This is a genomic window from Mycobacterium sp. (genome assembly GCF_040509115.1).
Lineage (GTDB): Bacteria > Actinomycetota > Actinomycetes > Mycobacteriales > Mycobacteriaceae > Mycobacterium.
In genome coordinates, this window is record NZ_JBEVLO010000096.1 from 1 (window position 1) to 11136 (window position 11136).

The 11136-nt window shown below is 68.5% G+C and carries 10 protein-coding genes; 7 read left to right on the top strand and 3 right to left on the bottom strand.

Annotation, left to right across the window (positions count from 1 at the left end; translation table 11 throughout):
- The 3 genes from ABW137_RS08050 to ABW137_RS08060 all read left to right on the top strand — a co-directional run.
- The coding region (locus tag ABW137_RS08050) for a putative nucleotidyltransferase substrate binding domain-containing protein (protein ID WP_526398667.1) at positions 1-1855 on the top strand (1855 nt) is incomplete at its 5' end.
- 5 nt (positions 1856-1860) lie between these two features.
- Positions 1861-2508, top strand: coding sequence for a 3'-5' exonuclease (locus tag ABW137_RS08055; RefSeq protein WP_526398669.1), 648 nt, complete (start codon positions 1861-1863; stop codon positions 2506-2508).
- On the top strand, positions 2505-4028 hold the full coding sequence (locus ABW137_RS08060) for an aldehyde dehydrogenase (NADP(+)) (protein WP_526398671.1): 1524 nt from the start codon (positions 2505-2507) through the stop codon (positions 4026-4028). The genes ABW137_RS08055 and ABW137_RS08060 overlap by 4 nt, the downstream gene beginning before the upstream one ends.
- A gap of 44 nt (positions 4029-4072) precedes the next feature.
- Here the strand turns inward: ABW137_RS08060 and ABW137_RS08065 are convergent, their stop codons facing one another.
- The 3 genes from ABW137_RS08065 to ABW137_RS08075 are packed head-to-tail and all read right to left on the bottom strand — an operon-like array spanning position 4073 to position 5728.
- Positions 4073-4681: a methylated-DNA--[protein]-cysteine S-methyltransferase gene (locus tag ABW137_RS08065; protein ID WP_526398672.1), complete on the bottom strand. Its 609-nt coding sequence runs from the start codon at positions 4679-4681 to the stop codon at positions 4073-4075.
- Complete coding sequence (locus ABW137_RS08070; RefSeq protein WP_526398718.1) at positions 4678-5157, bottom strand: RNA polymerase sigma factor; 480 nt, start codon at positions 5155-5157, stop codon at positions 4678-4680. The genes ABW137_RS08065 and ABW137_RS08070 overlap by 4 nt, the downstream gene beginning before the upstream one ends.
- Positions 5158-5185: 28 nt before the next feature.
- The gene (locus tag ABW137_RS08075) at positions 5186-5728 is read right to left on the bottom strand and encodes a methylated-DNA--[protein]-cysteine S-methyltransferase (RefSeq protein WP_526398674.1); all 543 of its coding nucleotides are present in this window, start codon (positions 5726-5728) and stop codon (positions 5186-5188) included.
- Between the two features lie 170 nt (positions 5729-5898).
- Here ABW137_RS08075 and ABW137_RS08080 point away from each other — a divergent pair, with 170 nt between their 5' ends.
- From ABW137_RS08080 to ABW137_RS08095, 4 genes are read left to right on the top strand one after another with little or no spacing between them, the layout of a single operon-like run.
- A complete protein-coding gene (locus ABW137_RS08080; protein WP_526398676.1) occupies positions 5899-7392 on the top strand; it encodes an aldehyde dehydrogenase in 1494 nt (497 codons plus the stop codon).
- A 32-nt stretch (positions 7393-7424) separates the two neighbouring features.
- The gene (locus ABW137_RS08085) at positions 7425-8810 is read left to right on the top strand and encodes an MFS transporter (protein ID WP_526398678.1); all 1386 of its coding nucleotides are present in this window, start codon (positions 7425-7427) and stop codon (positions 8808-8810) included.
- Positions 8807-9997: an FAD-dependent oxidoreductase gene (locus tag ABW137_RS08090; RefSeq protein WP_526398680.1), complete on the top strand. Its 1191-nt coding sequence runs from the start codon at positions 8807-8809 to the stop codon at positions 9995-9997. Before ABW137_RS08085 ends, ABW137_RS08090 begins: the two co-directional genes overlap by 4 nt.
- Before the next feature lie 18 nt (positions 9998-10015).
- Positions 10016-11104: an NADH:flavin oxidoreductase/NADH oxidase gene (locus tag ABW137_RS08095; RefSeq protein ID WP_526398682.1), complete on the top strand. Its 1089-nt coding sequence runs from the start codon at positions 10016-10018 to the stop codon at positions 11102-11104.
- Positions 11105-11136 lie beyond the last annotated feature (32 nt).

Consider the following 11136-nt stretch of genomic DNA (forward strand, 5'->3'; position numbering starts at 1 on the left):
TCGATGGCAGGGGTTCGGCGCCCTGAAGGAATTCCTCGAGTTTCTCGGCGCGCAGTCACCGTACGACCGCCTCGACGACGACGACCTCTCCCGCCTCGCCAAGGCCGTCGAAGTGGAGTACTTCACGGCGGGCACAGTGATCGTGGAGGCCGACGCGGCACCTCTGGATTGCCTCTACGTGGTGCGGGTCGGCGCGGTCGAGATCCTCGACCGTGGCCGGACTACCGACGTGCTGGGGGCAGGCGAGACGTTCGGTCACATCTCGGTGCTCTCCGGACTGCCTCCGCCGCTGCGGGTGCGTGCGGTCGAGGACACGCTCTGCTATCGACTGCCCGACCCGCGCACCCTCCTCGAGCATCCCGAGCGACTCCGGTTCGCCCACTACGGCGGGCTGGTGGCACGCGAGCGACTGATCAGCTCGGGCAGCTCGTTCGCGCGCCTGGAACGCCCGATCGGCGAGGTCGCCCATCCGATCACCTGGTGTGATGCCGACGATCAGATCCGGACCGTCGCCGAATTGATGACCACTGCCGGACGGTCGTGCGCACTGTTCCTGACCGGCGGTCAGATCGGCATCGTCACCGATGACGACTTCCGGCGCCGGGTCGCCACCGGCGAGGTCGGGGTGGACGCACCCATCAGCGCGATCGCCAGCACGCCCGCCATCGCGATGAGCGTCGACCGCACGGTCAGCACCGCATACCTGTTCATGGTCGAGCACGGCATCCACCACCTCGTCGTCGTCGACGCCGTCGGGTCGGCGGTGGGCGTGGTGCGGGTGGTGGACATGGCGGCCGCCGAGGTGCGCAACCCGCTGGTGATCCGCTCGGCCGCGGCGGCGGCCACCAGCATGGACGAACTGGTGGACGCCTGCAGGCTGCTGACTCCCACCACGGTTGAGCTCTGGGATGCCGGGCTGCCGGTCGAACACCTCGGCGCCCTGCTGTCGGCCATGGTTGAGTCGATCTACCGCAAGATCATCGAATTACACTCCAGCACAACGCCGTTGGCGGAGCTGGACTGTTCGTGGATGTTGATGGGCTCGCTCGGGCGACGCGAACCGCTGCCCAACTCCGACGTCGACACCGCCCTGGCGTGGGCGGTCAATGGCGCCGGTGACACCGTGTACACCAGGGAGCAGACCGCCGCGGCAACCGAACCCATCATGACGGCGCTCAAGGACTGCGGCCTGGCACCCTGCCCGCAGGGCCTGAACGCGTCGTCGCCGTTGTTCAACCGCTCGCAGCGACAGTGGCGCGAGGTCGCCGACACCTGGCGGGCCAACCCGGACAACGTCGACAACGTCCTGCTCGCCTCGACGATGCTCGACGCGCGGCCCATCACTCGGCCCGCGCTCATTCAACCGCTGCGCACGGCGTTGGTCGGCGGCATCGGTCGCGACGCCTTCACCCGATCCCTGAGCCGCTTCTCCATGAGAGACCGGCCGCCAAGCGGCTTCGTGCGCGAATTCGTCGTCGAACGCTTCGGTGAGCAGAAGGGGCATCTCAACCTCAAGAAGTCGGGCCTGCGCCCGGTCGCCTCACTGGCTCGGGCGCTCGCCCAGCGCACCGGCGACCCGACCGGTTCCACCCCGCAGCGGCTGGAAAGAGCGCACCGCAGCGGCCTTCTCACCGCTGACGAGGCCGACGCGCTGTCCGGTGCGTTCACCCTCTGCTACCACCTCGTCTTCGACAGTCAGATCGCCGCCATCAAGGAGGGCCGGGCCGTCGAGTCGGCCATCGACCCCGGCACCCTCGACCCGTTGGAACGCCGCCATCTGCGCAGCGCGTTCCGCACCATCAGCGGCATCCAGGATCGGTTGAGCCGCAAGTGGTTCGGATTCGACGGACTATGAGCCTCTTGACGAATTGGGCGCAGCGGCTGCGTTCGGGCGGCACGCGACGACCCGTCGCCACGGACGTGAACTGGCGTGGGGACACCTTCGTCGTCATCGACCTCGAAACCACCGGCCTTGACCCGCGCCGCGACCACATCGTGTCCTACGGCGCGGTCACGGTTCGCGAGGGTCGGGTGAAGACTGCCGAGTCGGTCTACGGCCTGGTGCACGTTCCCGGCGACGTCCCTGGCAGCTCCGTGAAATTCCACAACCTGCGCACCCAGGACCTCAACGACGCGCCGCCGGTGGCCGAGTGCGTTGCCACCCTCGACGCGCTCATTGGTGGCCATCCCATCGTCGCGCACTGCGCGTGGATTGAACGCTCCTTTCTGCGGAAGGCATTTCGACACTCCTACCTGCCGTTCACCAACCCGATCATCGACACCGCCGTGCTCGCACACCACGTGATCGACGTCCATGTCGACCCCGACAAGGTGGTCTCACTCGAATACGCCGCGGCGGCGCTCGGCCTTCCCATCCACTCGCCGCACCACGCCCTCGGCGACGCGGTCACCACCGCGAGCCTGTTCATCGCGCTTGCCGCCCGCCTGGAACGCGACCGCATCCTGACCACCTCGATGTTGTTGGAACTCTCGGAAGGACAACCATGACGACCGCAGTCCAGGTCTTCGGCACCGACCCCCGCACCGGCGAGGCCCTGCCACCGGTCACCGACGAGACCACCGAGGCTCGGGTGGCCGAACTCGTCGGCGCCGCCGCGGGCGCGGCAGCCGCGTTCGCCGCTGAGGACCGCAACGTGCGGGCCCGGCTCCTCGACGCGATCGCCGACGGCATCGAGGCCCACGGCGCCGAGCTGATCGAGACCGCTGCGGCTGAAACGGGATTCGGTGAGACCAAGCTCGACGGTGAGCTGAAGCGCGCCGCCTTCCAGTTCCGCTTCTTCGGGGACGTTCTGCGTGAGGGCAGCTATCTTGAGGCCGCCATCGACCCGCCCGCCGACACTCCGATGGGGCCACGCCCCGACCTGCGACGCATCCTGACGCCGATCGGTCCGGTGGCCGTGTTCGGGTCGAGCAATTTCCCGTTCGCGTTCTCGGTGCTGGGCGGCGACACCGCGTCGGCGCTCGCGGCAGGCTGCCCCGTCATCCTCAAGGCGCACCCGTCGCATCCGGCCACCTCGCAACTGTCCTACGACGTCATCGTCGCCGCCCTGGCCGAGACCGGGATCCCCGAGTGCGTGGTCGGCATCGTCCACGGCACCCCTGCAGGCGCGGCGCTCGTCGCGGAGCCCGCCGTGAAGGCCGTCGGCTTCACCGGGTCACTGCGGGGCGGCAAGGCGCTGATCGCCATCATCAACGGGCGCGAGGAACCCATTCCGTTCTACGGCGAGCTCAGCAGCCTCAATCCCGTAGTGGTGACGCCCGGCGCGGCCGAGGACCGCGCCGTGGAGATCGGCGCGGGATTGGTCGCGTCGTTCACCGTCGGCTCGGGTCAGTTGTGCACCAAGCCCGGTTTCGTCTTGGTGCCTGGCGGCAGCGCAGGCGATCGGCTGGTCGACGCGGTGCGCGCCGAACTCGGCAAGACCTCCGGGCACGTGTTGCTCAACGAGGGCATCTACACCGCCTTCACCGATGAGACCGCCGCGCTCAAGACACGGGGCGACGTGCGCACCGACACGGCGCCCGACAACGGCGGGCCGGGTTTCGCGGTCACGCCCATGGTGGTCGAGACCACGCTCGACGAGCTCGATCCGACGATCGTGCACGAGGTCTTCGGGCCGATCACGATCATCGTCAGATATCCCGTCGACGCGGTGGTCAGCTCGGCCACGACGGTATTCGACACCTTCCCCGCCTCGCTCACGGCGACCCTGCACCACGCCGACCGCGACGAGGCGCTGCAGCAGCTCACCGACTTGGCGTCTGCCCGCGCCGGTCGGGTGGTCTACAACGGCTTTCCCACCGGCGTGGCCGTCTCGTGGGCGCAGCACCACGGCGGCCCGTGGCCGTCGACCAATTCGCTGCACACGTCGGTCGGCGCGACCGCGATCCGGCGCTTCCTGCGGCCGGTCACCTATCAGAACGCGCCGCAGCACGTGCTCCCCCGGGAGTTGCGTGACGACTACACCGACATTCCACGACGCCTCGACGGCACGTTGCACACCAGTTGACGCCGACCTGCCCCGCGCGTCGAGCAGCGTGTACCGCTGCGAGCTCACGCGGCCGCCCCCTCCAGACTCAGCAGGGTGCGCTTGGCCTCCACTCCCCCGAGGTAACCGCCCATGCTGCCGTCGCTACGGACCACTCGATGACACGGCACCACGACGGGCAGGGGGTTCGTCGCGCAGGCGGTGCCGACCGCGCGAACGGCCTTCGGATTTCCCGCCAACTCGGCGACGACCGCATAGCTGGCAGTGTGGCCGTACCCGATCTCGGGCAGGTGATGAAGCACGGTGCTGCGGAAGCCGGCCGACAGTCGCCAATCCAGGGCGACGTCGAATCGCTTTCTGGCACCGGCGAAGTACTCGTCGAGCTCGCGGGCGACACGATCCAGTCTGGCGGGCGCGCGCAGGATCCGGGGACTGACCGCATCGGACAGCCGCTGCAGGACGACGTCGTGATCCTCGACCGCGAAGGCCACCCTGAGGACGCCGACTTCGGTCGCGGCGACGAGCAGCGGTCCGACGGGCGTGTCCACGATCCGGAAGGCCACGTCGAGTACTCGCTCGCGCTGGGCGGCCGACGCGAGTCGCGTGTGCAACTCGGCCATTTCGTCGTCGGCGGGTTCGTGGGCGAGGTGCCCAATGAGATGGTCGTCGGTCATTGCAGTGTCTCCGTCTGGGGGTAGGTGCGTCTCAGCGCGGCGATGCCGTCGGCGGATGCGCGTCGGGCGGATTCGGTACTGCCGCCAAGCATCTCGGCGACGTCGGCATAGGGCAGGCCTGCGAGGTAGTGATAGGCGACGGCCTGTCGCTGTTTGACGGGAAGTCGACTCAAGGCGTTGGCCAGGTCGTCGTCGGCTTCGGCGGGCGGGGCGGCAGGCGGCTCGGGCACGTCGTCGGTCGGGATGGCCCGGCGCGCCCTGGCCCGGACGATGTCGACGGCCTTCCGATGCGCGATCGTCACCAGCCAGGCCTCGATGTTGGCGTCGTCCGCGAGGTTCGGATACGCCTTGAGTGCGGACAGGAACGTCTCCGACCACGCATCGTCGGCGTCGACCGGGCCCACCACCGCCCGGCACACGCGCAGCACCATCCGCCCGTGGTCGGACACCACCGTCTCGAACGGCTTCTTGGGCATTGCGTCGTCCATCAGGGTGATCGAACTCCTACAGACCCGAAATCAGGGCGTCCTGATAGGGGATGCGCTCCGCGCTGCACACCCGCTCGCGCTCCAGTTCGAGTAGGTGCCGCTTGCGGCCGATTCCTCCGGCGTACCCGGTGAGCTTGCCATCACGCCCGACGACCCGGTGACACGGCACGATGATCGACAAGGGGTTGCGCGCGACCGCCGCACCGATCTGCTGGGCCGTCACACCACCGATCCATGTGGCGAGATCTCCGTAGGTAGCGGTGCCGCCGTAGGGAATGCCTGCCACCAGATCCCACACCGACTCTTGCAGCGGGTCGCCAATCGGGCTCGAGTCCAACTCGAACACCCGCCGCTCGCCTGCCAGGTACTCGGTCAGCTGCCGTGCGGTCTCGTCGAACCCCTCGTCGCGGCGGGGGCCGAATGACGCGGCCTTCGGGCGATACCAGTGGTGGGGAAAATACAGGCCCCGAAGTCCGCCCTCGTCGCGGACCAGTGTGAGCTCACCGAGGTCCGACGGCACGACGGTGTGCCAGACGGGCAGTGATCGTAGATGGTGCACGGACTTCTCCTTCGACTGTTCACGGCGGACGAAGGGAAGACGTCGGCGGCGCGTCCAACGTGAGGTTGCTTGGCCGATTGCACCCAAGAGTGTCCACGCACACATAAAATCGATCTAAGAGTGTCATGCAGGACATTGAGCACCGGACCGGCTGTGACGACACTCATGGCATGACCCAAACCGTCCACGACATCACACTCCCGCCACCCGCGGCCTCCGAAACCGGGGTGCGCGGCATCATCAACCCTGCGACCGGTGCCGTCATCGAGACCGTCCCGGAACACGGCGCCGACGGCATCGACGGCGCAGTCGCCGACGCGAAGGCTGCGTTCGAGGCCGGACCCTGGCCCGCCATGGTCCGCAGCGAGCGTGCGCGGTTGCTGTTGCGCATCGCCGACGCGATCGAGGCGGACTCCGGTCGCCTCTACACACTGGAGGCCCGCAACAACGGCCGCCCCATCACCGAGACGCGGGCTCAACTCTCCCGGGTCCCCGAGTGGTTCCGATACAACGCCGGTCTGCTCGCCGCCCAGCGCCAGGCGGTGCTTCCCGGCGACGGACCGTATCTGACCTATCAGCAGCGCCTTCCCCTTGGCGTCTGCGGAATCATCACCCCGTTCAACCACCCGCTGCTGATCCTGGCGCGCAGCCTCTCCGCGGCGCTCGCCAACGGCAACACGGTCGTCGTCAAACCGTCCGAACTCACTCCCCTGACCACCCTGGCGTTGGCCGACATCATCGCGTCTGCCGGGATGCCGGACGGGGTGGTCAACATCGTCACCGGCGGACGCGAGGCCGGAGCCCGGCTGACCCAGCACCCCGACGTCGCCAAGATCACGCTCACCGGGGGCACCGAGGCCGGGCGCGCGGCGGCGATTGCCACCGCCACCCGATTCGCCAGAGTGACAGCGGAATTGGGCGGCAAGACCCCCGTCGCCATCTTCGACGACGTCGATCCGGTCGCCGCTGCCGAGGGCGCGGCGTTCTCGGCGTTCGTCGCGGCTGGCCAGTCCTGTGTCGCCGGTTCCCGATTCCTCGTCCAGCGGGGTGTTTACGACGCGTTCGTCGCTGCCCTGTCGGCACGGGCCCGCGCGATCCGCGTCGGCGATCCCATTCAGCCCGAAACCCAGATCGGTCCGCTGATCAGCGCCGCCCAACGCGACAAGGTTCGGCGGCTCGTCGCGATCGGCGTCGACGAGGGGGCCCGACTGGCCTGCGGTGGCGGTGTGCCCGACCTGCCGCAACCATTGAGCAACGGCTTCTTCTTCGAGCCGACCGTACTGGCGGACGCGCGGATCGACATGACCGTCTCCCAGGAGGAGATCTTCGGACCCGTCGCGGTGGTGATCCCGTTCGACGACGAGGAGGACGCGGTGCGGATGGCCAACGACAACAGGTACGGCCTCGGCGCCGGGGTCTGGACCACCGACGTCGGCCGGGCCCACCGCGTCGCCTCCCGGATCGTGGCCGGAATGGTCTGGGTCAATGACCATCACCGGCTCGAACCGTCGCTGCCGTGGGGCGGGGTGAAGGAATCCGGCACCGGCAAGGATGCAGGCACCGAGTCCTTCGACGACTTCTCCTGGATCAAGACCGTGGTCGTCCGCACCGCCGCCGAACCCGTCGACTGGTACGGCGGCAGCGAACAAACCCGGCTCAACTGACCCTAATCACGCACTGCAAGAAAGGCTTTCACATGTCCACCTACACCGCGCCCACCGGGAACTCACCCGGGTGGCGCAAGGAAATCAGCCGAACACAGTGGCTGGTCCTCGCCGGAACCACCCTCGGCTGGGGCCTCGACGGCTTCGCAGGCAGCCTCTACATCCTGGTGCTTGGCCCCGCGATGAGCGAGCTCCTCCCCAACGACGGAATCGCGGTCACCCCCGCATCAATCGGCTACCACGGCGGACTCACCGTCGCGCTGTTCCTGATCGGCTGGGCCACCGGCGGCATCCTGTTCGGCGTTCTCGCCGACTACTTCGGTCGAACCATGGTGCTGTCCCTCGGCATTCTCACCTATGCCGTGTTCAGCGCGTTGGCCGCCTTCGCCGACACCTGGTGGCAGCTCGGCATTCTGCGCTTCGTCGCCGGACTCGGCTCCGGCGTTGAGGCTCCCGTCGGGGCCGCACTGATCGCGGAGACGTGGCGAAACCGGTTCCGCGCCAGGGCGGGTGGCGTGATGATGTCGGGCTACGCCGCGGGCTTCTTCGCGGCGGCGGCCGCCTACGCCGTGTTCGGCAGCCACGGCTGGCGCCCCATGCTGGCACTGGCCGGCCTGCCGGCGCTGGTCGTGTGGTTCATCCGCCGCTACGTGCCGGAGCCACCCGAGGTCGACGCGCAGATCCGAGCCCGGCGGGAGCGAAGGGACAACGGCACCAGCACCTCCCACGACCGTTTCGTCCTGCGCAGGTTGATCTCACCGCCGCTACGGCACCCGATGCTGGTGTGCACCGCGCTCGCCTCAGGCGCACTCATCACCTTCTGGAGCGTCTCCACCTGGTACCCGCAGATCATCCGTCAGCTCACCGCCAGCGAGAACCTGCCCGCCGCGCTGGCCGACCACCGTGTGGCCACCACCGCAATGCTCTTCAACGCAGGCGGCATCCTCGGCTACGCCTCCTGGGGCTTCCTTGCCGATGCGATCGGCCGACGCAAGGCATTCATGGTGAGCTTCGCCGTCTCGGCCGCCACCGTGGCGTACGCCTTCCCGTTCGAGCGCAGCTACACCGAATTCCTGTTCCTCATGCCACTTCTCGGCTTCGGACTCTTCGGCGCGCTGTCCGGAACGTTCATCTACGCCCCCGAGCTGTTCCCGCCCAGCTGCCGGTCGACGGCGTTGGCCGTCTGCAACAGCGTCGGCCGCTACGTGACCGCACTCGGCCCGCTCGCGGCGACCGCGATCGCCACGTCGTGGTTCGGTGGCGACCTCGGCCTTGCCACCGCATCGGTCGCCGCCTTCGGCCTGATCGCCGTCGTCGGACTCGCGTTCGCCAGGGAAACCCGGGACGAGCCGATGCCCACCGACCCCGCACCGACATCACCGCAGTCCGTCCACGACACCGAGAAGAGCGCGTCATGACCGATTACAGCTCCGCCACCGCCATCGTCGTCGGCGGCTCGATCGGCGGCCTTACCACCGCACTTCTCCTGCGTGACCTGGGCTTCACCGTCGACGTGTACGAGCGCACCCCCACCGCGCTCGATGGTCGCGGCAGCGGGATCGTTCTGCAACCCGACACCGTTCGCTGGTTCACCGAGCGCAGCAGCCAGGACCTGGCCGACCTCAGCACGTCCACGTCCTACGTGCAATACCTCGCGCCGTCGGGCGACCTGGTGCACCGCGAGCAGTGCACGTGGACTTACACCTCCTGGGGGACGTTCTACCGGGCTCTGCTCGCCGACTTCGGCACCGAGCACTACCACTACGGCGAATTCGCCTGCGGCTTCAGCGAAGACGCCGACGGGGCGACCGTACGCTTCGTCAGCGGTCGAGTGGAGTCTGCCGACCTCGTCGTCTTCGCCGACGGCGTCACGTCGGTGGCACGGGAACGCTTCGACCCCGGCTCCGGTCGGCACTACTCGGGTTACGTCGGGTGGCGTGGCACCGTTCCCGTGCGTGACCTCGACGACGACACCCGCGCGGTGCTGCAGGACGCCATCTCGTATGCCGTGATCCCGCACTCGCACATCACCATGTACCCCATCCCCGGCGAGAACGGCCTTGCCGCCGAAGACCAGTTGATGAACTACGTCTGGTACCGCAACGTGCCCGCCGGCCCCGAGCTGACCGAGATGCTGATCGACAAAAGGGGTTTCCTCGGCAGCGTGTCCGTGCACCCGGGACAGGTCCAGGACCGCTACGTCACCGAGATGAAGGCAACAGCCGCCGCTACGCTGGCCCCGGCGATCGCCAACGTGGTCACCCAAACCGACACGCCCTACCTGCAAGTCGTCTCCGACAGCCGCGCGGCACGAATGGCGATGGGCCGTGTCGCCCTCATCGGCGACGCGGCGTGCGCGGCCCGCCCGCACGCCGCGGCGGGCACGGCCAAGGCGGCGGCCGACGGATGGGCGCTTGCCGATGCCCTCTCCGACGCCGGTGGCGACATCGTCGCCGCGCTGACCAAGTGGGAGCCCGCCCAGCTCCAACTCAGTGACGCTCTTCTGCGACGCGTCGTGGCGATGGGCGAACGGTCTCAGTTCACCAACACGTGGACCCCCGGTGACCCGGATCTGCGATTCGGGCTATACGGACCCGGCCACTAAGCGATTCGAGGAGTTGTCATGCCCCACTTGTTCACCCCGCTGACGTTGCGTGACGTGACGTTCGCCCACCGGGCCTGGATGTCGCCGATGATGCAGTTCGCGGCGGCCCCCGACGGCGACGACGTCGGCTCACCGTCGGACTGGCATCTGCAGCACCTGGGCTCGCGCGCCGTCGCAGGCGCCGCGCTCGTCATGGTGGAGGCCACCGCGGTCGACCCCATCGGGCGCAGCAGCGTCTACGACGTCGGACTCTGGAATGATCGTCAAGCCATGGCATTTCGACGGATCACCGACTTCGTCTCGGCTCAAGGATCGGTACCTGGCATCCAGCTGGTGCACGCGGGCCGCAAGGGCTCCACCGGACGGCCATGGCCGGACGACAGCCGAGCACCCGAGAGCTGGCCGACGGTGGGGGCTAGCGCGTTGCCATTCGGACGGCTCCCCAGCCCGGCCGAACTGAGCGTCGGGGAGATCGAGTCGATCGTCCAGTCGTTCGCCGAGTCGGCACGGCGCGCCGCCGCGGCGGGCTTCAAGGTGCTGGAACTACATGGTGCCCACGGCTATCTGATCCACCAGTTCCTGTCGCCACACTCCAACGTCCGCACGGACCGCTACGGCGGGTCGCGGGAGAACCGGTTGCGGTTCGCGCTGGAGGTCACCCGCGCCGTCCGCAGCACTTGGCCCGAGGGGTTGCCGCTGTTCTTCCGGGTCTCGGCCACCGACTGGCTGGGCGGCGACACCGAGGACGAACGCCCCGGCTGGACCGTCACCGACACCGTCGAGTTGGCGGAGCGCCTCAAGGCTCTCGGCGTAGATCTGATCGACGTGTCCTCGGGCGGGTCCGCACCAGATGCCCGCATTCCCGTCGGCCCGAGCTATCAGGTTCCGTTCTCCGCACGGGTGCGCAAGGAAGTGGAGATCCCCACCGCGGCAGTCGGTTTGATCACCACTGCCGAACAGGCCGACGACATCGTCGCCGGCGGGGAGGCCGATGCCGTCTTCCTCGCCCGTGTCCTGCTCCGCAACCCCGCGTGGATCCAGCAGGCTGCCGACCACCTCGGTGCCACGCTGCGCCATTCCCCGCAGTACGCCAGGGCGTTCCACTAATCCGCGTGCCGATCAGTCTTCGGGTGCGCGGA

What these genes read in the sequence shown, in the direction of transcription:
- ABW137_RS08060 (WP_526398671.1), top strand. Translation starts at nt 2,505, where the DNA reads ATGACGACCGCAGTCCAGGTCTTCGGCACCGACCCCCGCACCGGCGAG.
- ABW137_RS08065 (WP_526398672.1), bottom strand. Translation starts at nt 4,681, where the DNA reads ATGACCGACGACCATCTCATTGGGCACCTCGCCCACGAACCCGCCGAC.
- ABW137_RS08070 (WP_526398718.1), bottom strand. Translation starts at nt 5,157, where the DNA reads ATGCCCAAGAAGCCGTTCGAGACGGTGGTGTCCGACCACGGGCGGATG.
- ABW137_RS08080 (WP_526398676.1), top strand. Translation starts at nt 5,899, where the DNA reads ATGACCCAAACCGTCCACGACATCACACTCCCGCCACCCGCGGCCTCC.
- ABW137_RS08085 (WP_526398678.1), top strand. Translation starts at nt 7,425, where the DNA reads ATGTCCACCTACACCGCGCCCACCGGGAACTCACCCGGGTGGCGCAAG.
- ABW137_RS08090 (WP_526398680.1), top strand. Translation starts at nt 8,807, where the DNA reads ATGACCGATTACAGCTCCGCCACCGCCATCGTCGTCGGCGGCTCGATC.
- ABW137_RS08095 (WP_526398682.1), top strand. Translation starts at nt 10,016, where the DNA reads ATGCCCCACTTGTTCACCCCGCTGACGTTGCGTGACGTGACGTTCGCC.